We start from the raw sequence: 21,931 nt of genomic DNA, 5'->3' as shown, positions 1-21,931 counted from the left end.
TCTTAGCTTTTCTATTCTTTAACTGAACCAAGCGTAATACCATGAATAAAGTAACGCTGTAAAAATGGATATACTACTAACACAGGAATCATCGCAATAAATATTTTGGCAGCATCCAGCGTTTTATTGGACATCTCACTCAACCTTTTATATTGATCCTCTGTCATCACAGATGGGTCTACAGAAACTACTAATTGTTGAATATACGTTTGAAGAGGATAAAACTCTTCTCTTGTCATAAAAATAAGCCCATATAAAAATTCATTCCAGTGATAAACGATACTGAATAATGAAACTGTTGCCAACACAGGAATAGATAGGGGTATATATAACTTAAATAAGATATACCATGGTCCTGCACCATCAACCAATGCCGCTTCCTCTAATGATTTAGGTAGATTACGGAAAAAGTTGATTGTTAAGATAATATTGAAAACAATTGTTTGCGCACCACCAACTAGAACAAGAGCCCAAACACTATTCATTAGATTAAGTTGTTGTACAGTGAGATAAAGAGGAATTAGACCACCATTAAATAACATTGTAAATATAACCGTCCACATTATTACATTACGTCCCCTGAAATCTTTTACAGATTTTGAAAGAGGATATGCCATTAAAGGTACCACAATAAAGTTCAATCCTGCGCCCAAAACTACCCGCTGAATAGAAATCCAGAATGATTTAAAAAATTGCGTATCTGAAAGTAATTGTTGATAGGACGTCAGGTTAAAATCAACTGGCCATAAAGAAATAATTCCCGCCGCCGCCGCTGATTTTGAGCTAAAAGATACAGCCAATGTATACCATAATGGTAAGATACATGTAAATGCAACGGCACATAGAACAACGATGATTATGATATCGAAAATTCTTGAAGATAAAGATTTACTTTTAATCATTGCAAAATCCCCCTTCCTTAAAAGATCCTATAGTCCGTTAACTTATATGCTAAATAATAAGACAAGCTAATTAACATAAAACCTGCTACTGATTTCAATAATCCAACTGCGGTTGCTAATTCATATTGAAGATTAAGGAGACCTGTACGATATACCCACGTATCAATAATATCTCCCGTTGAGTAAACGAGAGGGTTATATAGGTTAAAAATCTGGTCAAAGCCTGCATTAAGAACATTTCCCAAACCTAATACAGCTAATAAGACAGCTGTTGTTCGAATACCAGGAAGTGTCACGTGCCAAAGCATCCGCATTCTGGATGCACCATCTATTCCTGAAGCTTCATATAACGCTGGGTTAACCCCAGTTAAAGCAGCTAAATAAATGATCGTATTAAAACCAAACTCTTTCCAAATATCACTTCCCACTACTAAATAAGGAAATAATTCTGCTTTACCAAAAAATAGAATTGGTTCAATACCAAATATTCCTAATAATCCATTAATCGGACCTTGATAAGCAAAAATATCTAATAAAACACCACCAAGGATTACCCAAGATAAAAAGTGAGGCAAATAAACGATAGTTTGAATCGAACGTTTGAATCTCACATATCTTATTTCATTTAACATTAACGCAAATACTAACGGAACAATTAAATTACCTACTATTTTCATAACCGCAATGAAAATAGTATTAAAGAAGATGATCGGTGTATCATTTAATTGGAACATATACCTAAATGTATCTAATCCAATAAATTCAGATCCAAATACGCCTCTACCAGGATTAAAATCTTGAAAAGCTATAATGATCCCAAACATAGGGATAATGCTAAATATAAATAACCAAACAAGACCAGGAGCCATCATCAAATAGTAGTGTTTGGCAAAGCCTTTAAATTTCATAATAAACTCTCCCTTTTGCTCAGTCGTTTATTACTAGAAAGGCGCCGAAGAGCTTCGACGCCTTTTTATTAATTTACTGATTCTGCTACTTCTTCTGTAATTTGATCTCCTCCCTGTTGCTTCCAATCTTCTACGAATTGATCAAATGTATCTAATGGTGCAGCTCCTGTTATAATTTTAAGGAATGTTTCATCTTCTAATTTTTTCAAGTTGACCCAGCGACTTTCCATTGTATCTGTTTGATAATAGATTAGACTTTTTACTCCTTTGATTTCAGAGTCTACTAACGGCGCTGTACCAACTAGAGCTGAATACGCACGTGTGAAGTGATTAGAATCGATATTCCAATATTCGATATTCATGTTATCGTACGGTTCTAGCTTCGCATCAAAGATCGTGTCCACGTCTGTATGAATTAATTTATACGATGGCATATCATAAAAATCTTCAGGTTGTTTCGTACCATCTAATACTTCTCGTAAAGCGACTGTAGTTACTTCCATCTCATCAGCTGGTGCATACACAAGTCTTATTGGATAGTAACCAGGACCGCCTCCACCTTCCATAGCATCATGTTCAGATTCATGGGCAACTAAATTATTCAATATTTTCATAGCTGCTTCTGGGTGCTCATATCCTTTTCTTACTACTACATAAGAATTTGTTGGAGTCATTAAATGCGGTGTATAATCGCCATTTGCATCTAAAGGCGCGGCATAGGACTGCCAGTTCGCATCTGGATTTTGCCTAATAGCATCTGTTATTGGACCATAAGGCATCCAGAAAGGACCAGAAAAGATACCGGTCTTACCACTAATAACAGATTCTGCAGAATCCTCACGTACACCCATCTCTCTATCGATTAGTCCCTCCGCATACATATCTCTTAGTGTCCCTAACGCTTCTTTTGTTTCCGGCAAAATAGATCCATACACAGGTTCACCATCATCTTCTAACCAGTAACCTGGGTAAGAATGTAACGCAGAGAAAATTCCATCAAAACCATACAAATTATTGGAAGACTCTAAGAAGTTGGCATATAATTTATTGCTAGCATCTGGTCCTGCTATGCCAATCGTATCATCCTCACCATTTCCGTCAGGATCTTCTTCTACAAACGCTCTTGCTACCTCTTGTAATTCTTCCACCGTTTTAGGCGGTTCAAGACCTAGCTTATCTAACCAATCTTTTCTTATCCACAGATTATGGACACCGTCTGCACTAGCTTGTGCATTTGGAATCGCCATTATCTTTCCATCAAATGTGACACTATCAAGTGCTACGCCACCTGTGCTTTCTATTATTTCTTTTATTGCTGGAGATGCATAGTTTTCAAAGACTCCTGTTAAGTCTGCTAATTGATCGGCCTCAACCATTTGACGCAGTTCTATAGGTCCTACTACCATTGCATCTGGTATATCATTACTTGCAATTGCTAAACTTACCTTTTGATCGTAGTTTGAAGGTGAAGCTGTAAATGCATGTTCTACATCAATATTCAACATCTCTTTCACGTGACGCGTATACTTATTATCTAGCGGTGTATCTCCATCCGTTAACGATGTATCTGTTGGATCAACCTCTTGACCAATCGAGATAGTTATTGCTTCTTCATACGCACCAAACGGATCTGCATCTTTCCCATCATTGCTCGGTTCTTCTGTTCCGTTTTCCTCTGAATCATCATTACTAGCAGTCTCACTCGAGCAAGCTGCTAGTAGTAAGAGCAATAATAATACGACGAATGCAACAAATTTCCCTTTTAATTTCATGTTAAACCCTCTCTTCTTTTAGAAGTATTAGTACTATATCAATAATAGCACCAATGAAAGCGCATACAATGGGGTGGGTGTCCTCAATTTCACGGAGTTAAATGTTTCATTTTTCTGATAATTATTGTTAACGATTACACATAAAGAACATATATCTTACTTTCACAGAACATTTTCATACCCTTACTTTATTTCTCCTGAATTGGCTGGGTAGAGAACCTGTTGATTTCTTAAATACTTTACTAAAGTACTTAACATCTACATAGCCAACCTTTTCAGCAATGATAGACACCTTTTCATTTGTATATAATAAATAGTTTTTCGCCTTTCTAATGCGAGCAATTCTCACATATTCATTAAATGTATTTCCTATAACGTGCTTAAAACAAGTAGAAAAATAACTTCTACTCATATTCACATCCTTAGAAATTTCATTTGCAGTAATCGACGTATTTAGTTTTTTTTCAATAATTTGAATTGCCATTAACACACTAGCCGTGGTGTCATCTGATAATGATGTATGAAAAAGCTTCTTATTAATTTCTTCTTTCGTTTCTTTAAACCAATTTTCTAATACCACCCACGTATCAAGGTTTATAGGTGAAAAAATGTCAATTTCCAGAATGTCTGCATAAATACGTCTGCATTCATGCATGGTTAAAAGGATTAATTCATACAGTTTGTTTTTTGTTAGTTTTAATGCTTTCAGATCCTCTAAGGTTTGAGTTAATAGTTCATTACTATGGCACCATCTTAAAGAGATTAGCTCTTCCTTTTGTTTTTTTATTGCCTCTTCGGAAGATTTCTGTATAAGAAAGTCGTTATAATTTAAAACAAAGGTGTTCAACTCACCTCTTTTCTCTACTTCATAGAACAAAATAGAGTCTTTATATCTTCTGAAGAAATTATCCAGTTCTTCCCATTTAATTAGGTGATCACTTACAATTTCTACTAACAATACTTGTTCATTAGGACTGATTAATGCAGATAGCTGCTCTTCAATTGGCAAATTCCCCTCAAAATACATACTGTTTAATCCAAAAATATTCAAGTTTTCGATGCTTTCCAGCTGATACAACGCTCTTTGATATTTATCGATATCTTGATCCGTTATTAATATATTTCCTTTGCGAATACCAGTTTGATCATTTATACCAATTGATGATATAGTATTTGAATCATTCTTAATTCTGTCTTGAATTCTCTGTAAAGTTTTATCCATATTATCACTATCAAGTTCTACTTTTGCAATATAATCAATCGCCCCTAGGCGCATTGCTTCCTGGATATAGTCAAATTCACGATGTAACGATAGGACAACAATATACACCTTCGAATATAGTTCCTTAACCTTACGAATCAATTCAGTTCCTGACATTATCGGCATCGCTAAGTCCGTTATAATTAAATCTACTTCTTGCTTTTCTAAAAAATCTAAAGCCTGTTCCCCGTGTTTAGCATCGCCGATAACTTCCATATCAAAAGCTTCCCAATTAAAAGATGCAATCAAGTTCTTTCGTACCAATTTGTCATCTTCTACTAATAAAACTCGGATCATCTTATTCCCCCCAATATGGTATAAATATAAGCACACGAGTTCCTTTATTTGTTTCACTTTTTATTTTAATCCTATCAGCATTACCGTATGTCCGTTCCAAAATCCTTTTTACATAATTTAAACCTATACCCATCCCTTGCTTCTTTTCTTCGATTAAATCTGTATGCAATATCTGTTGAATTTTTTCTTCCGTCATACCTCGCCCATCATCTTTAACTTCTATTATAAAATCATTCTTCCCTAGACGGATACTTACTTCAATCTCTCCTTCATCCACTAATCCGTGATAAATAGAATTTTCTACTACTGGTTGAAGAATAAATCTAGGGACAGGTGTATGGATCTGTTGTTCACTTATAAAAGTCTCGATTTTATAAGTGAAATCGTATCTGATTTGTTGCATTCTCAAATACTGTTCTACACTTTCCAATTCTTCTTTCAACGTAGAAAGGTGCCCAAGTTTCCCCATATTATAGTACAAAATTTTATTTAGTGAAGACAGTAAGTGAATTACTTCCTCTTTCTCTCCAGAAACGGCTAGCCATCTGGCAGTATCTAACGTATTCATTAAAAAATGAGGATTAATTTGATGCATTAATTTTTCAATTTCTAAGTCAGCTCGTTTTATTTCTTTTTGTTCAATTTCTATGATCAACGTTGCAATTTGTGTTCGCATACTTCTAAATTGATTGGTTAACTGCACAAACTCCGGAATCGAAGTTTGAACAATTTCCGAGTGGAAGTTGTTATCTCCCATTAGTTTAATTTCACTTTTAAATTGATTTAACGGTTTATATAATGTTTTCCATAATAACAGACCAACTACTATACTTATAAAAATAAATAAGAACACAAAGTAAATCATCGTCATAATCCATTGATTCATTTCCAGATTGTACTGTGAAATGGATATTAGTGATACGATACTCCATCCACGTTCGGTAGATTCTTTAAACCAATAATACCCATCTTTCGTTCCATAATTATGCTCTGAATCGTCCGGAAATCTCTGATTAACGGAAAAAGTATCTTGTTTCTCTGAATAAATTATCCTATTATTTTGATCCAAAATAATATAGCTCGTATCATTGATAACATTATCTGATTCTAATATATTCTTTGTAAGGTCTAAGTTTGATTCTATATATAAATAGACATCTTTAGAGTAATTAATAGATAGCTCCCTAACTGTTGAAAGCACAAACTTACTATTAAATCTTTCCAAACTTAGATGTGGCCCAAAATTGTCAATTTTATATCCTTTTATTAAGAGCGGATCGTTTCTCAATTGAAACTCATCTTTTGTCCAGTGACTATTAAACAGATACTCTTCGTCATCTTCAATATAAATTAACGATAATCCAATATTTGGATTACTAAATGTAATCGTATTTAGTTCATTTTTAATCTCATCATACACACTTGCTTTTTCAAAAGAATCCTCTAATTCTAAATAGGTTAGAAGCGAGTAATTAATATTATCCGAAAAATCCACTTGTTGTGACACATAATTCATATCATCAATTGTATTTTCAAGGGTTAATCTTATTTGATTTAAATTGCTACTAAAACTAGAATGTAATTTATTAGTCAAAATAGAAGACATAGTAAAGTATGAGAAAATAACTGTAAATAAAAGAGGGATAATAGTACTTACTCCAAATACTATGGCTATCCTGCGTTTCAAGCTAATTTCATTAAATTTATATATCATTCTTTTTATTTTGATCACCTCAGACTATAAAAACGTTTTTATATAACAAAACAGGAATCAATTCCATATAGCGTCGAGACAATATGTTTTGCTTCTAGGTTAGGAAGAACTGTGCCATCTTTTGGAGATGGCATGACTTTATTGGGTGAAGTAAATCGAAGAATTGACTAGATCTTTAAAAATTTTTACTTGTGAAATGGTACCTGATATTTAAACCAGTCAAAGTCGGCTTCGATCGCACTCCCCGCCATATCCTGACAGCATATTCCTACCATTGCACCCTTAAACCAGCCCTGGTCACATGCCTCGTCCGATAAGATGCTAGCATCCATTTCTGGTCCTACCTTTTTATATCTTTGTCTATCAATGGAGTATAAGAATTGTAGTTTATGATGGTCAACGATTACTTTTAAATATATTTCATTTCCTCTGACCGGTATGAATTTTATTGGATATTCAATTTTTCGGTTCTCACTCTTAATTATACTTATACATCGACCAAGATCTTCATCAAATGTGACATGTAAGTAATAAAAATTTTCAACATCATAAAGGCAAACTAAACCTGCCATCTGTTTAAAATTCTTAGGTATAAACTCAATCTTCGTTTCTGCTTCAAATTCAAATTCTGTCCATCTTCTTGCAATTAAGCTTTGGTTAAATCTCGAGGATAAACCATCTCTTCCATATAGACGAAGGTATCCTGGTCTTTCAGTTAGCGAATAATTCTCTTCCGTTAATGGATTGCGTAAGCTCTGAAATTCTAAATCTAATTCCGTTTTGTCAAAATCATCAATTGTAGATTTTCTTTCGATTGGCTGTTCCTTATTGTCCAGCTCAACAACTACCTCAGGAAGACTTGTACCATTTGATAAACGAAGCCATCCATCTTCAGTCCAATATACTTTCTGTAAGGCTGTTTCTCTGCCAAGAGTATATCTTCTTTTTGCAGGAAGTTTCTTATGGTTATCTGGATTCTTTACGTTTAAAGGTCTTCCACATAAATGAACCATATACCAATCGCCATCAGCTGCTTGTACCAGATCAGCATGACCTGCTTTTTGTATGTTATGTTCAGGATTGTTCCTTGAAGTTAATATCGAATTATTATTCTCATAAGATTCATAAGGTCCCCAGATGCTTTGAGAACGCAATATTACTTGTCCATGCTCCTCGCCTGTTCCTCTTTCCGCAGCAAACAAATAATAAAATTCTCCACGCCTATAAATATGAGGTCCTTCCAAATAACCATGTTCACCTTGATAGATATCTTTTAGTTCACCAACCATTTTTTGTTGTTTAGGATCATATTCCTGTAACAACAGCCTCCCGCCGTATTTTTGCGGAACTCGATGATCTGTAACCATACTGATGATATATTTCCTTCCATCAGTATCATGAAACAAAGACGGATCAAATCCAAAGTTATTCAAAGCAATCGGCTCCGACCACGTTCCTTCAACACTTTCTGCCATAACAAGAAAATTCTTTGTATCTTGCATATTACAATAAAAAGACGTTACAACCGTGTACACTAAATAAAAAATTCCATTATCATATGTCAAACATGGAGCCCAAATTCCTTGAGAATCTCCTACCCCTGTCAAGTCCAATTGAGACTTTCTATTTAATGGATAAGGTAGAATCTCCCAATTTTTCAGATCTTTTGAACGATGTAACCTAACTCCAGGCCACCATTCGAAGGTAGAAGTTACTATAAAGTAATCTTCTCCCACCCTAACAATCGATGGGTCTGGGTGAAATCCTTTTAGTATCGGATTTTCTATTTTCATTTTTTTGCTCCCTTCCTTCATATGTTTTTTAATTTTTCAAATAATTTACCTCCTTCTATTACTTACATAGATTTACATTATAGTTGGAAACCCTTACTTTTAATAGTGTTTCTTCACTTTTGTTTCTACTGGGACAGAGGTGGTGGGACATAGGGACAGGTACACTGTCCCATTTTCATTTCCAAATGTGGCTAGGACGAGGTGCCTGTCCGGGGGGATTACTAAAAAAAGGAGGAGTATGGATGATCCGGGTTAAATGTCCCGTCCACATAACCATTAACATAAGATTCTTGTTACAAATCTGTTGCTAGATCTGAAATTTTGTAAAGTGATCTGTTTCCCTTGAGTTTACTAACTCACCACAACCTAAGCAAATCCAACAGACAGGGGTACGCAGAGGGTGACAAATGGCAATCTGTCCCACTCGCTTGATTTCAACCTGAAAATGGGACGCAGAAACCACTGACCCCTTGTCCCTTGTCCCTTGTCCCTCAAACAAACTATCATACGTGAAGAACTCTCACGTATGACAATATTCTAGTTATATCTATAAATATATAACCCCACTATCTTCTGTTTTTATCCATAAACACAACCTCACTTTCCAAACCTTTGTCTTTGTTCTTTTACAAGTAGACAATAAATGAAGACGACATCTGAGGGATTATTTTAACTCCATTCGGCTCAATATTCCACACCCCATCGGAAACGCTTTCAATTTTAGAGTGTCCTTTTAAAAATAAAGTGATTTTCCTCTGATGAAGACCATGATCAATATTCAGTTGCTCTCCTCGTCTTTTCACGGTAATACTGCCAAGTAATTCCCCGTTTTTATCAGAAATTGATTTAGATATTTCTGCCCCATCAGCTATCTCATATAAATGAAAGGTTACATTCTCGGCGTAATCATAATCTGCATAGTCTTCATTGGCACCAATAGGTAAAATACTATTTTCTCTGACAAAAAGCGGCATATGAAAGTAATTATTATACTCTTTGAACCACGCCCCTCCTTTCTTCACTTCTCCAGTTAAAAGATGGGTCCACTTTCCATTGGGTAAATAATAATGACTCATCCCTTTCTCATTAAATATAGGAGCAACCATGATAGTGTCACCAAGCATATATTGCCGATCAAGAGTTTCACAAGCTGCATCGTCTGGGAACTCTAATATCATTGCCCTCATTACAGGGACACCCGTATGGTGATTTTCTGTAGCCGCTTGATATAAATAAGGCATTAACTTATTTTTTAATCTCGCAAAATATTTTGTCACTTCTACTGCCTCTTCATCAAACATCCAAGGTACGCGATAAGAGGAACTACCATGTAACCTACTATGACTAGACATTAATCCGAATGCTGTCCATCTTTTAAAGACATCCGGACTCGCTTTATTTTCAAAACCTCCAATATCGTGACTCCAATAACCGAATCCAGACATCGTTAAGGACAATCCCCCTCTTAAACTTTCAGCCATCGATTCATATGTTGAGTCACAATCTCCCCCCCAATGAACTGGATATTTTTGTCCTCCCGTTGTAGCAGACCGTGCAAAAACGATCGCTTCTTTCTCTCCTAGTTTTTCCTTTAAGACGTTAAAAACCACTTCGTTATACAAATATGAATAATAATTGTGCATTCTTTCTGGATCAGATCCATCTGAATAAATAACATTAGTAGGGATTCTCTCTCCAAAATCCGTTTTAAAACTATCCACTCCCATATCAATTAATTCTCTTAATTTGTCTCCAAACCACTCGCAAGCTTGGGGATTCGTAAAATCGACAATTCCCATCCCTGGCTGCCACAAATCCCATTGCCACACTTCTCCGTTAATTTTTTTAAGTAGATACCCATTTTTTTTAGCTTCGTCAAATAACTTTGATTTTTGTGCAATGTATGGGTTTATCCAGACACAAATCTTTAATCCTTTTTCTTTTAACCTCTTTAACATTCCTACTGGATCCGGAAAATTTTCTGAATCCCATTCAAAATTGCACCATTCCATCTCTTTCATCCAAAAACAATCGAAATGAAATACACTAAGAGGAATCTCTCTCTCTAACATTCCATCTACAAAATGATTAACCGTTTGTTCATCGTATTTTGTCGTAAAAGATGTTGACAACCACAAACCGAATGACCACGCAGGAGGCAATGCAGGCTTACCGGTCAAAGCAGTATAGCGACCCAGAACATCTTTAGGTGTAGGTCCATTAATAAAGTAGTAGTCTAAATACTCACCCTCTACACTGAAATTCACTTTCGAAACCACTTCTGAACCAACTTCAAAACTAACGTTTTCCGGATGGTTAACAAAAACACCGTATCCTTTATTACTTAAGTAAAATGGCACATTCTTATAAGCCTGTTCAGAACTTGTTCCTCCATCTTTATTCCAAATATCAATACTTTGACCATTCTTCACAAAAGGAGTAAAACGCTCACCTAGACCATAGAACTGTTCTCCAACACCAATATTAAGTTGTCCTTGCATATACGATTTTTCGTCTTTATCTTGAATCCAAGCCAACCCTCTCGACCCTTCGAAAGTTAATTCTCTATCTTCATCCAAAAACATCATTCCAAAGTTATCGATATTTATTTTTAAATTTAAACTACCACTACTAAACTTCACGTTATTATCGCTTTTTTCTATAATACTATTTACATGATCGTCTGCAATCTTAAAGTTCGGTTGCTTCTCACCATCATTCGAGAAATGCCAAGCTTGAACTCGTATAACATTTTCTGCTGGTGAAGTAACATTTATACTTATCAAAGGACCTGATAAAGTATCTCCCCTTGTATTTTGATGATTGCAATGGGCGTATAATAATAGGGAATTTTCATTTATTTTGATATCTTGAACTGCTTTAGGATTATTTATTTTAACACCATTTTTTGTCATCCAGTTTCCGTCATTAAATTTCATACTTCCACTTCCTTTTTAAATTTGATAACTAAATTGTAAGGGTAAATTTTTTTCTAATAAATCCGCTTATACCAGTTATTTCGACACTCATAATATAATCATAGCTTCATTAACAAGACTCTCTCACAAAATGACTATCGTACATCATTTTTGTTAAAAAATAATAAGGATGATGAAATACTCCTCCCCTCTTGTTGGTAACGCTTATATTTTTCGACAAATACTTACGTCCATTTATTAAAAATCAATTCTTGGTTATCTTCACGTCTAATAAATAACCAAGAAATATCAACTTTTTTAATTTGCGTTTCACATTTGACTCAAATAAAATAATCCACTATACATAAAAATCAACATTTTCTTTCATCACAATCTCCAGCTTACTTTTTATATCACTCGGAAAAGGTCTTCCATCACTAAACGCAAGGTAATTAAACAATTGAATTAATGTGTAATAACCTTGACCGATAGGATCTTGATTAATAGTTGCACTAATAACCCCACTTTTCAAATGCTTAACCATCTGAAAGTTAAGGTCGTGACCAACAACGATCAAATGTTTAGTAGAGGAACTAGATAAATAGTCGGCGAATTCAAATATTTCAGCGGTGGAAACATAGACCGCATCCACTTCTTTGAGGATGTCATTCGGTAGTTTCAGAGAATTATTTGGGCCCAATATCGAATATGGACCAAACACTTCAATCTTAGAAAAGCCTGAAGCGACGTCAAGAAAACCTTCATTTTTTTCTCTTGTTTGAAAATCATTCGCCTTTCCTAAAATAGCAACTTTACCTTCTTTTTTTGTGAATTTACATATTAATTCACCGGCGAGTCTCCCTGCTTCACGATAGTTTGCACCAACATGGAATAGCCTGTGGCTTTCTTTTACATCCATATTAAACGTACAAATCTTAATTCCAAGGTCGATGCCATAGTTAATCATTTCTGTCACATCTTCTTCCCCTGCAGAAATAGCAATACCATGATAATTCCCTGAATCAATGATCTGTTTTAAAAATTCTTTAGCCGATACATTTGGAGGAGAAGACCGGTAAGTATCGACTCTTAACCCATAATCCTCGATTTCGTCAATCGCTTTATTAAAACCAGTCGTTACTTGTTCCCAAAAAAATTTAATATATCTCGGATAAATTAAAGCTACACGATAACTATTTTTTTTGGATAAAGAACTTGCAAATTTATTAGGTTTATAGTTCAGTTCTTCAGCTTTCTTCACGACCTTGTCATATGTTTCTTGTTTCACGTTACCTCGATTGTTTAATACTCGATCTACAGTAGAAATGGATAAACCTAACTCTTGCGCAATTGTTTTTCCTGTTACTATCAGACTCATTTTTAATGTTCTCTCTTTCATTTAACAATTTTTTAATTATTATGACCATCGTACATCATTTTATTTTTATAATCAATTCCTTATTTTTCAATTATTCAGAATTATTTATTCAGTTACTTACTTTCCGTGTATATATCCAATAACTCTCTTGAAAGTATTTAATCATTCATTCAAAAATAACCTTTACTAGAAATATCTCAAGTAATAGTTAACCATACAATTCTGTTATTGAATTGTATGGTTATTTAGATTAAGCTATCTAGTATTAATTAAATTATTGAAGCGCTCCCTTTTTATTTGCAGTTAATTATAAAAATATCCAGAATGTCTTCCCCCTCCCTTGAATAGTTCAACTGAAGTTACAACATTTTATGATTCAAAACGGAGGTATGATTTTATGTTTGAAAGCGGTTTAATTAGTTATATTATTATGTGGTGCGCCAATACAACATTCGAAAAAGTCCATTTTAAAATCTAAAGACTATATTTGGGGTGAATCCTCGTGCGTAAAGTTTCTAACTTACTTTGCTTATAGTTACTCAAAAAAAAGCCGCGATGGTTGGCTTTTTTTTCATTAGACTACGCCATATGAAAAATCACCTAAACCCTAAGCAATCTTCACGTTTAGGTCGCTTAGTTGCCTAAAATACTAATTTAAAATCAAGATAGAATCATATTCAAAATACTTCGATGAATCAAAAGAAATGGTGAAACTTTTTGTCTCTGTGGTTAATTATCTTCTTAATGAAAAAGAAGTAAATAATGAAGCTAATGAATACTGACTAATTTAGACTTTTTCACTGGTATCGAACCGTCCCTTTGCTTCCAAAAGATTAATAGACAAATGGATACCCTATAACGTATTCTAAGGGTAGAAGACATGCATATGCTTTGGTATATGATCTTTTTGTACTGATATTTTTTTTACCTCCCTATCTCTTCACTTAACACCCTTGATCACCCCATTACCCCATCACCCAAGCAGTTAAAATGATGCAGAGAACCGTCCCTTTGCTTCATAATCAAATAAGAGGAGGAAAAGATTTGGAACAAAACATGGAAAAGGATAAGAGAGAAATGCCTTTTTTACTCGCCATTCTTCCAGTGATCATTATGATTACGGCGATGCTTATTACGATTGTGGTTTTAGAGGGTGCCCCTCATATGCCATTAATTCTCGGTACGGTTGTTGCTGCTTTTATTGCATGGAGAACGGGCTATACCTGGGATGAAATCCAGTCCAGCCTTTACAAAGGAATTAATTTAGCTCTGCCGGCAGTAGTTATTATTTTGATGGTTGGGATCATTATTGGTGCTTGGATAGGTGGCGGGGTTGTCGCGACAATGGTTTACTATGGCTTGCAATTAATTACCCCATCTCTATTTTTAGTGACGATTACCCTTCTTTGTATCATTGTATCGCTTTCGATAGGAAGCTCTTGGTCAACGATGGGCACCATTGGGGTTGCTGGCATGGGGATTGCTTTAAGCATGGGGATACCCGCTCCAATGGCTGCCGGGGCAATCATCTCTGGCTCCTACTTTGGTGATAAAATGTCTCCACTGTCTGATACAACGAATCTCGCGTCAGGACTGACGGGAACAGATTTATTTGCACATATTCGAAATATGCTTTATACGACCATTCCAGGGATTGTGATTGCACTTCTTGTTTATTGGATGTTAGGAAGGAGATTCGGGGAAGGATCGATAGACTTACAGAGTATTGAGGAAACGATGAGCGCCATGCAAGCGAATTTCATTATTTCTCCTTGGCTGCTCTTAGTTCCCGCCATTGTTATCCTCCTTATCGCACTAAAGGTCCAGGCAATACCTGCACTCACTGTAGGAATTATCGCCGGATTTTTAAGTCATATTTTCATCCAGTCAGGTTCTGTCGCTGATGCGGTTAGCACATTGCAAGCAGGGTATGTACTTGAAAGTGGGAACGAAACCGTAGACTCGCTTTTTAATCGTGGTGGGCTTGAATCGATGATGTATACGGTCTCCCTTACAATTGTGGCGATGACTTTTGCGGGAGTAATGGAAAACACTGGTATGTTACGGGCTATTGTCAGTCGAATCTTAGCATTTGCCAGGACGAGTAGGAAGCTAGTCGCAGCCACGGTCCTATCTTCCTTTTTCACGAATGTTACAGCTTCAGAGCAATATATCTCTGTTATCGTCCCTGCAAGAATGTATGCCAAGGCATTTCAGGATATGAAACTTCACCCGAAAAATTTATCACGAGCCATTGAAGATGGAGGCACACTAACCTCTGTTTTTGTCCCATGGAATACATGTGGTGTATTTATCTTTGGAACGTTAGGTGTCCATGCGTTTGATTACGGTCCATATGCGATTTTAAACTTTGCCGTTCCTATTATTGCGATTATTTATGCCACGATCGGTTTTAATATTATCAAATTAACGGATACTCCCGCCAGTGAAAAAGGGGACGTGACAAGAACGATATAGATGGATGGATGCTAAAAATAAAGTCTAAATACTAATTATAAATGAACGTTAAATACCTGCGCCCTGTTTCTGGCGCAGGTGTTTTATTTATTTTGAGGAATGTTTTATCCATGTACGTTTAGAAATCCTCTTAATGCGTTTACCTACTCTAATTATCAATCAATCATTGGACATATGTTTAGGTAGATGGATGATTGCCTTAAATAAGTCTCCGTCAATTTGTATATTAAATTTCCCTTTCTGTATTTCAACCAGGTTTTTCGCAATCGATAATCCTAACCCACTGCCTTGGCTCGTTCTGGATTCATCGCCTCTTTTAAAACGCTCCATTAATTCATCTACAGAGATATTCAACTCGGTAGCCGACATATTTTTGAAGGTAAGAAGTATTTCATTGCCTAAATCCTCAATATCTATATATACTCTAGACCCTTCGAGGGCGTAATTAAATATATTAGATAATAAGTTTTCTATAGACCTCCACAATAATTTACCATCGGCTGTAACATAGATCTTACCCTTAGGATAATTCATTTTAAAATCCAAAGCCCTTGCTTCAATTTTGTCGTTGACTTCCCCTAGTCCCTGAGTAATTAAGGAAACAACATCAATTTTCTCTAAATCAACTGGCATATTTCCGCTAGAAGCTTTGGCCGCTTCAAACAAATCATCTGTTAATATTTTTAGCCTTTTGGATTTTTGATCTAATACCTCAACATAGCCTTCTGTCTTTGAAGGGTCCTTTTCACGTTTCAATAAATCCACATAGGTAATAATGGAAGTTAAAGGGGTTCTTATATCATGTGATACATTGGTGATGAGCTCCGTTTTTAACCTCTCAGTTTTAAGTTCATTATCAACTGCTTTTTTCAATCCATCAGTGATGCTGTTGATATTGGAAGCTAGTCTTCCAAACTCTCCTTTGCCACTCACTTCGATCCGATGATGAAGATTTCCATCCTTTATTGTCTCTACGCCTTCTTGTATCGCTTTAAAGGATTTGACCTTTTTATAGGCAAACCAGGCTGCTATACCAATAGTTACCGGGAACATGAAAAACGTTAAAGCAATCAATATTGGATAGCCGATTACAATTAGAACCGTCTTTACACCGGTACTTCCGCTTCTATATACATCCCCTACAAATGTAACTAACTTATAGATGATACTGAAGATTAGCGTATGCTTGATTAGCGTTTTATTTTTAAAATGCTTTACAAGTGACAGTACCAGTAGCAACCCTATGACGACAATAGGAATCGTAATTGGCAAGAATAAAGTAGTAATATCTTCAGACAGCTCATCGACCGGTATAATCCAAATTGGTATAAGGGAAATAATTATCACTATTTTTATATCATTATATAAGTTATCACCTGAGTGAAAGTGTAACTCGCGATCCTTAAATGACTTTCTTCCAGTCACGAGTACAAGATAGATAAATGAAAGAATAAAACCTATCAAAAATCCTATTATTTTATATAAGTTTTCTGTAGCTGTGGCTTTGCTTTCTTGCCATTCGATTGTTTGAGATTCGATGAATTCTTCTGTAAAAGCAACATAAATAACCGCATTTTCTGGATCCAGCACATCTAGGTGTTCTATTATCCGATGATATAAGTGTTCATTTTCTTTCGCTTCATTTGGAAAAACTTCGCGTTTGTAATCTTCAAATACCATATAAGCAGGATATCTTTCAAACTGATTTTTATCTGTCATCATTGTATTTGTAAACACATTTGTACCATCACTGGCATAAAACAACGGTTCTTCATACTCGTCAAGACTTTGCTTAAGTAAATGATATTCTTTTAAATCCTCCTTAATCATACTATCCTTTGCCTGAGAGATTTCATCCGCATATTCTTTTTTAAACACTTCATAATTTTCTTCATCACTTAACTTAAAGCTATAACTTGCAGATTGGAGTTGATAATTTGAAAATAAGTTTTCTTCTTCCATTCTCCATTCATCCACACCAATAGTTCCACCACTTAAAATATATTCCTCATTCTTATATTCCTTTATTAAGGTTGCGAGGTTACCAATGATATTTTCGCTTTCCTGTACAAATGACCTACTTTCAAAATAATTGTCTTCAGCTACGCTAGCAAATTCCCCATCATTTATAACCTCTACCTCTACAGCTGCTTGCATGACACCAGTAACACATAAAACTGCAATTATAAAAACAACTATTTTTGTTATGATTGAATGGCTATATTTTTTCAACTTTATATCCAACTCCCCACACCACCTTCAAATACTTTGGTTCTTTCGGATTTATTTCTATTTTTTCTCTAATTTTTCTTATATGAACGGATACAGTATTTTCCGGACTATGGGCCGTTTCATTCCATACCTTTTCATAAATCTCCTCGATGGAGAATACTTTTCCGACGTTTGCAATCAGAAACTTTAACATTTTATATTGTACAGGTGTAAGGTGGACCTCTTCCCCATCGACGGTGATCGTTTTACTTTCATCATCGATCGTGAGCCCCCCAGTTTGATAGACATTGCTCCTCGTTTCAAGACCTCCAAAGGTTGTATATCTTCTCAGTTGAGATTTAATCCTTGCAATGAGTTCCAAAGGATTAAAAGGCTTGGTAATATAGTCATCCGCCCCTAAATTTAATCCGATTATTTTATCCGAATCCTCAGATTTGGCAGAAAGCATAATCAATGGAATATTATTTTCTTCTCTAATCTTCATGGTAGCTCTAATCCCATCCATCTTAGGCATCATAATATCCATAATAATAAGATGGATCTCATGATCTCTGATTACTTCTATGGCTTCTATTCCATTAAAAGCTTTAAATATTAGATAACCTTCATTTTCTAAATAGATTTCTATCGCATCGACAATTGCTATATCATCATCACAAACTAATATGTTCATGGACGTTCACTCCTAAATGTGATTTTCAACATTTATCACCTCTCTATTATTCGTTCTAAGAGAATGATATCAATAAAATCTTAATAAACACTGTATACAATTCTTAAGACTTTCTTAGTGTTTCGAAACAATAGCCATCAGCTAGCTGAATATGACAAACGCCAAACTAAAATCTTAGTTTGGCGTTTCAATCAATTTATAATGTAAACAAATGGCTTAGGTCTTTCTCGAAAGGCAATTATGAGTGAAATTAATAATAGCCTTAAACGATTGGAAACTGATTATGTAGACCTTTATATCATCCATCGGTGGGATTACAATACCCCTATTGAAGAGACAATGGAAGCATTACATGACATAGTGAAGTCAGGAAAAGCAAGATACATTGGTGCTTCTGCGATGTTCGGATGGCAATTCCAAAAAGCTTTACACGTGGCTGAAAAAAATGGTTGGACGAAATTTGTTTCTATGCAGAATCATCTCAACATCATATACCGTGAGGAGGAAAGAGAAATGCTACCTCTTTGTAAGGAAGAGAAAATTGGTGTCACACCATATAGCCCTCTTGCATCAGGTAGATTAACACGTGATTGGTCCGTAACAACGCATCGATCAGAGACCGATCACATTCAAAAATCAAAATATGATGCAACTGCGGATGCCGACCGATTAGTGGTTGAACGAGTAGCATCTATTGCAGAAAAGCACGGTGTTCCTCTTACACACATTGCACTTGCATGGTTATTACAAAAAGAGACAGTATCAGCTCCAATTATCGGGGCAACGAAGATATCACAACTTAAGGATGCTGTAGGTGCTTTGCAAGTAAAGATTTCACCTGAAGAGATTGCATCCCTTGAAGAACCATATGTACCGCATCGTATAGTGGGTCATAATTAATTTTTGAAGACTTACAAAGAGAAACCCAATTTCATAGCAAGAAGAATGGGTTTCTATCTGTAAAAGTTAGTGAAATCAAGAAACAGGAAAAACAGCCCGACTACTTAAAAATGGTGATGTGGTGAATATTCCGCAGAATCTATACATTGGTATGGTTCGGCAAATGACAGCATTTTTAGAAATGAGGTGAAGAATGATTAAACAGCAGTTAACTATTAATAAGGAAGCTGGATTTGCAAGACCAGCAACCCTCTTAGTAAGTATAGCTCATAAATTTAAATCTGATATTTTTCTAACGTATCAAGGAGAAACTATTAACCTAAAATACTCAGCCAAGTCTATTATGGATATTTTGTCATTGGGGATTAAACCGGGAAGCAAAATATATATAAAGGCTATTGGAATTGACGAGGTACAGGCAATACAATCCATTAAAAATTATTTATTCGAAAAGGATATAATCAATAGTTAAAGGGGACTTTTCTACCGAAGATTGGTCCCCACACTGAAGTTATTTTCAGTTAAGAATGTCTGCTTTTTTAATGTCCTCTCAAAATATTATCTGAGTGTTTTAGTCATGATAGAGTCGGTTTGTTCTTCGTCCCCCATATAAAATGAGTGAGTTCCAGTTTGGACAAATCCCATTTTCTTATAAAATGCAATTGCATTTTCGTTTTTTTCCCATACACCTAGCCAGATTTTCTTTTTATGACGTTCCATTGCAATTTCCATTGCTTTATTTAGCAGATATTTACCAAGCCCGTGTTTTTGGAAGTTGTTCTTTATATAAATTCTCTCGATTTCAAGTGTCTCCTCCCCCATTTCTTCAGACTGAGCATCATTGGTATTGACCTTTAAATATCCAACGACTTCATTATTAACATAAACAAAAAAGAATTCCGATGAGACTTTAGATAATTCCTTTTCCAACTGTTTTAAGTTAAATGCTTTTTCTATATAGGCTTTCATGTTTTCAGGCGAATTCTGATCTTTAAATGTATCGTTGAATGTTTCGATACCTATTTCTTGGAGTACTTGTAAATATTCAATATTCCCCTTTTTTATTTCTACCGTCATGTTATCTCGCTCCTTTATTATCATCAATAATTTCTCTTCTTCCCTTTTTTTACAAACTCCCAGTCTTTTTCTATATTTTTTCTTACTCTTTGAAGATGGTTGAATAGGCTTTCTGTTTCTCTTTCGGAAAAACCTGCTAATGCGACACTATTCGAATGCTCATTTTCTCTTTTGATAAAAGGATAAACAGTTTTCCCTTTCTCGGTTGGAAAGAGTTTTTTAATTTTTTTGTTATGTTTATCTTCTTGTTTTTCAATCTACCTCTTCCTCGCCTTTACTTACCAGTACCCCTACAACCATCTTCCGTAGCGTAAAGATAGCTGTCAACTTATACATTCTTATCTATATAAAAAAGATCAACCAGTAATATCTGATTAACCCTACAATACATTTGCATTCGTTAACATAATAACTTGTCTAGAAAATTGGGCTGAGTAAATTAAATTGAATAACTATGACATAGCAGTTACTAATAAAAGCATTTCACTTATAGTTATAATAGATTGTTTTGGATGTTGTGTATATTTCCACTCAAAAAATGCTCTAACAACATATTCTAATACTGTAAAAGTGATTAACAGAACAATAAACAAGTAAATAGAAGATTCCTGATAAATCATCATATATAGGAGAAAACAGTACGTAATCATAGTGATAATTCTCAAAATCCAGTGTATTATTCGGTGCAGTTTGTTTATATGATTATATGAAAAGAATTCCCTTTTTACTTTTTCTATTTTTAGTACTTTCCTCAGTAAAACCTTAACAACTGAGATAAGAATGAACACAATTATTGAAATCAATCCAAATTTTATCCAAAACATATAATAGCTCCTTATTCTACTTCTCTGTCACTTTACTTTAAGTCTATTATATATAAGTTGTAAAATACCACTATTTATTTCATTACTATAATCTTTTTCAAGATAATTTATCACAACTTTTATTTGTTCAATTAACTGCTTGTTCTTATCCATTATATCTCCTATCTACTCGGATTCTGTATGTCTTCTTTAATTAAACATACGTTTGTTTAATAAGGGATTTATTTTTAATTATTGTTTAATTTAAACGGATTTATAATAAAAAACGGTAGAATGCAGTTCTCCATTTGCTGATTTAGCATAATATGGGATTTTACCACCCTGACTATAACCATTTGAAGAATAGAGAAGATTTGAAGGGTCTCCTTCTCTTGTATCGAGAACTATTAATGACTTCCCTTCCTGCTTGGCTCGTTCTTCAGCTTTATTCATCAGATAGCGACCAATACCGTTACGTCGATAGTTAGGGTGTGTCAATAGTTTTGCAATTTCTGCTCTATGACTGCCATTTTGCTTAGTACATAGATGTAATTGCACGCTACCAACTATCTGATTGTTTATTTTTGCGACGAATAGAAGAATCTCTGAACTTAATAAATTCCCCCAATAATTATTAGCATCCGTGAGTTGTAGTGGTGGTAAAAAACCAATTGATGCCCCCTCCTCTACTACTTGTATCAAAAGATCCGACAACTCATCCATGTAGTTTTCCATTGATTCTATTTTTTCAATTTTCACATGACTAATCAATAAAATCACCTCAAGAATATAATTAGCTTCCTCAATTAAAAGAGACGCTATGAA

The 21,931-nt window shown here is 34.9% G+C and carries 15 protein-coding genes and 2 pseudogenes; 3 read left to right on the top strand and 14 right to left on the bottom strand.

From position 1 onward, the window contains the following. Positions 1 to 11: 11 nt before the first annotated feature. The 8 genes from CEF18_RS21090 to CEF18_RS21055 form a co-directional block, all read right to left on the bottom strand. On the bottom strand, positions 12 to 902 hold the full coding sequence (locus tag CEF18_RS21090) for a carbohydrate ABC transporter permease (protein WP_110938462.1): 891 nt from the start codon (positions 900 to 902) through the stop codon (positions 12 to 14). 17 nt (positions 903 to 919) lie between these two features. Continuing rightward, positions 920 to 1,810 carry an ABC transporter permease gene (locus CEF18_RS21085; RefSeq protein WP_110938461.1) on the bottom strand — a complete coding sequence of 297 codons (891 nt, stop codon included), beginning with the start codon at positions 1,808 to 1,810 and terminating at the stop codon, positions 920 to 922. A gap of 68 nt (positions 1,811 to 1,878) precedes the next feature. Then, a complete protein-coding gene (locus CEF18_RS21080) occupies positions 1,879 to 3,582 on the bottom strand; it encodes an extracellular solute-binding protein (RefSeq protein WP_110938460.1) in 1,704 nt (567 codons plus the stop codon). Between the two features lie 175 nt (positions 3,583 to 3,757). Continuing rightward, positions 3,758 to 5,140: a response regulator transcription factor gene (locus CEF18_RS21075; RefSeq protein ID WP_110938459.1), complete on the bottom strand. Its 1,383-nt coding sequence runs from the start codon at positions 5,138 to 5,140 to the stop codon at positions 3,758 to 3,760. Between the two features lies 1 nt (position 5,141). Continuing rightward, a complete protein-coding gene (locus CEF18_RS21070) occupies positions 5,142 to 6,854 on the bottom strand; it encodes a sensor histidine kinase (RefSeq protein WP_110938458.1) in 1,713 nt (570 codons plus the stop codon). Between the two features lie 185 nt (positions 6,855 to 7,039). Further along, a complete protein-coding gene (locus tag CEF18_RS21065) occupies positions 7,040 to 8,647 on the bottom strand; it encodes a glycoside hydrolase family 43 protein (RefSeq protein WP_110938841.1) in 1,608 nt (535 codons plus the stop codon). A 626-nt stretch (positions 8,648 to 9,273) separates the two neighbouring features. Beyond that, entirely contained in the window at positions 9,274 to 11,586 is a 2,313-nt protein-coding gene (gene yicI / locus CEF18_RS21060; protein ID WP_110938457.1) for an alpha-xylosidase, read from the bottom strand. 337 nt (positions 11,587 to 11,923) lie between these two features. Then, a complete protein-coding gene (locus tag CEF18_RS21055) occupies positions 11,924 to 12,943 on the bottom strand; it encodes a LacI family DNA-binding transcriptional regulator (RefSeq protein ID WP_190238711.1) in 1,020 nt (339 codons plus the stop codon). A 1,056-nt stretch (positions 12,944 to 13,999) separates the two neighbouring features. On the opposite strand from CEF18_RS21055, the gene nhaC reads away from it, so the two are divergent. Beyond that, entirely contained in the window at positions 14,000 to 15,421 is a 1,422-nt protein-coding gene (nhaC, locus tag CEF18_RS21050; protein WP_110938840.1) for a Na+/H+ antiporter NhaC, read from the top strand. Positions 15,422 to 15,580: 159 nt separating this feature from the next. On the opposite strand, the gene CEF18_RS21045 is transcribed toward nhaC, so the two are convergent. Both CEF18_RS21045 and CEF18_RS21040 read right to left on the bottom strand, forming a co-directional pair. Then, positions 15,581 to 17,665 carry a HAMP domain-containing sensor histidine kinase gene (locus CEF18_RS21045; protein WP_110938455.1) on the bottom strand — a complete coding sequence of 695 codons (2,085 nt, stop codon included), beginning with the start codon at positions 17,663 to 17,665 and terminating at the stop codon, positions 15,581 to 15,583. Beyond that, positions 17,640 to 18,326 carry a response regulator transcription factor gene (locus CEF18_RS21040; RefSeq protein ID WP_110938454.1) on the bottom strand — a complete coding sequence of 229 codons (687 nt, stop codon included), beginning with the start codon at positions 18,324 to 18,326 and terminating at the stop codon, positions 17,640 to 17,642. The genes CEF18_RS21045 and CEF18_RS21040 overlap by 26 nt, the downstream gene beginning before the upstream one ends. 210 nt (positions 18,327 to 18,536) lie before the next feature. Here CEF18_RS21040 and CEF18_RS21035 point away from each other — a divergent pair. After that, a pseudogene (locus CEF18_RS21035) lies at positions 18,537 to 19,226 on the top strand (aldo/keto reductase); the annotation flags it as partial. 193 nt (positions 19,227 to 19,419) lie between these two features. Next, a complete protein-coding gene (locus CEF18_RS21030; RefSeq protein ID WP_110938453.1) occupies positions 19,420 to 19,698 on the top strand; it encodes an HPr family phosphocarrier protein in 279 nt (92 codons plus the stop codon). Between the two features lie 86 nt (positions 19,699 to 19,784). Here the strand turns inward: CEF18_RS21030 and CEF18_RS21025 are convergent, their stop codons facing one another. The 4 genes and pseudogenes from CEF18_RS21025 to CEF18_RS21010 all read right to left on the bottom strand — a co-directional run bounded on the left by CEF18_RS21025 (position 19,785) and on the right by CEF18_RS21010 (position 21,841). Beyond that, positions 19,785 to 20,303 (bottom strand): GNAT family N-acetyltransferase, encoded by a 519-nt coding sequence (locus CEF18_RS21025; RefSeq protein ID WP_110938452.1) that lies wholly within the window; start codon positions 20,301 to 20,303, stop codon positions 19,785 to 19,787. Positions 20,304 to 20,326: 23 nt separating this feature from the next. Next, positions 20,327 to 20,560: pseudogene (locus CEF18_RS21020) on the bottom strand (MarR family transcriptional regulator); the annotation flags it as partial. Positions 20,561 to 20,755: 195 nt separating this feature from the next. After that, positions 20,756 to 21,127 (bottom strand): DUF4181 domain-containing protein, encoded by a 372-nt coding sequence (locus CEF18_RS21015; protein WP_110938451.1) that lies wholly within the window; start codon positions 21,125 to 21,127, stop codon positions 20,756 to 20,758. 243 nt (positions 21,128 to 21,370) lie between these two features. Further along, entirely contained in the window at positions 21,371 to 21,841 is a 471-nt protein-coding gene (locus CEF18_RS21010; RefSeq protein ID WP_407690439.1) for a GNAT family N-acetyltransferase, read from the bottom strand. Positions 21,842 to 21,931 lie beyond the last annotated feature (90 nt).

Source organism: Salipaludibacillus neizhouensis (genome assembly GCF_002886185.1).
Classification (GTDB): Bacteria; Bacillota; Bacilli; order Bacillales; family Salisediminibacteriaceae; genus Salipaludibacillus; species Salipaludibacillus neizhouensis.
This window is presented reverse-complemented; position numbering and strand designations above follow the sequence as displayed.

Excerpts from the sequence above, each read along its gene's own strand:
- CEF18_RS21090 (WP_110938462.1), bottom strand. The coding sequence starts at position 902 with ATGATTAAAAGTAAATCTTTATCTTCAAGAATTTTCGATATCATAATC.
- CEF18_RS21085 (WP_110938461.1), bottom strand. The coding sequence starts at position 1,810 with ATGAAATTTAAAGGCTTTGCCAAACACTACTATTTGATGATGGCTCCT.
- CEF18_RS21080 (WP_110938460.1), bottom strand. The coding sequence starts at position 3,582 with ATGAAATTAAAAGGGAAATTTGTTGCATTCGTCGTATTATTATTGCTC.
- CEF18_RS21075 (WP_110938459.1), bottom strand. The coding sequence starts at position 5,140 with ATGATCCGAGTTTTATTAGTAGAAGATGACAAATTGGTACGAAAGAAC.
- CEF18_RS21070 (WP_110938458.1), bottom strand. The coding sequence starts at position 6,854 with ATGATATATAAATTTAATGAAATTAGCTTGAAACGCAGGATAGCCATA.
- CEF18_RS21065 (WP_110938841.1), bottom strand. The coding sequence starts at position 8,647 with ATGAAAATAGAAAATCCGATACTAAAAGGATTTCACCCAGACCCATCG.
- yicI (WP_110938457.1), bottom strand. The coding sequence starts at position 11,586 with ATGAAATTTAATGACGGAAACTGGATGACAAAAAATGGTGTTAAAATA.
- CEF18_RS21055 (WP_190238711.1), bottom strand. The coding sequence starts at position 12,943 with ATGAGTCTGATAGTAACAGGAAAAACAATTGCGCAAGAGTTAGGTTTA.
- nhaC (WP_110938840.1), top strand. The coding sequence starts at position 14,000 with ATGGAAAAGGATAAGAGAGAAATGCCTTTTTTACTCGCCATTCTTCCA.
- CEF18_RS21040 (WP_110938454.1), bottom strand. The coding sequence starts at position 18,326 with ATGAACATATTAGTTTGTGATGATGATATAGCAATTGTCGATGCGATA.
- CEF18_RS21030 (WP_110938453.1), top strand. The coding sequence starts at position 19,420 with ATGATTAAACAGCAGTTAACTATTAATAAGGAAGCTGGATTTGCAAGA.
- CEF18_RS21025 (WP_110938452.1), bottom strand. The coding sequence starts at position 20,303 with ATGACGGTAGAAATAAAAAAGGGGAATATTGAATATTTACAAGTACTC.
- CEF18_RS21015 (WP_110938451.1), bottom strand. The coding sequence starts at position 21,127 with ATGTTTTGGATAAAATTTGGATTGATTTCAATAATTGTGTTCATTCTT.
- CEF18_RS21010 (WP_407690439.1), bottom strand. The coding sequence starts at position 21,841 with ATGGAAAACTACATGGATGAGTTGTCGGATCTTTTGATACAAGTAGTA.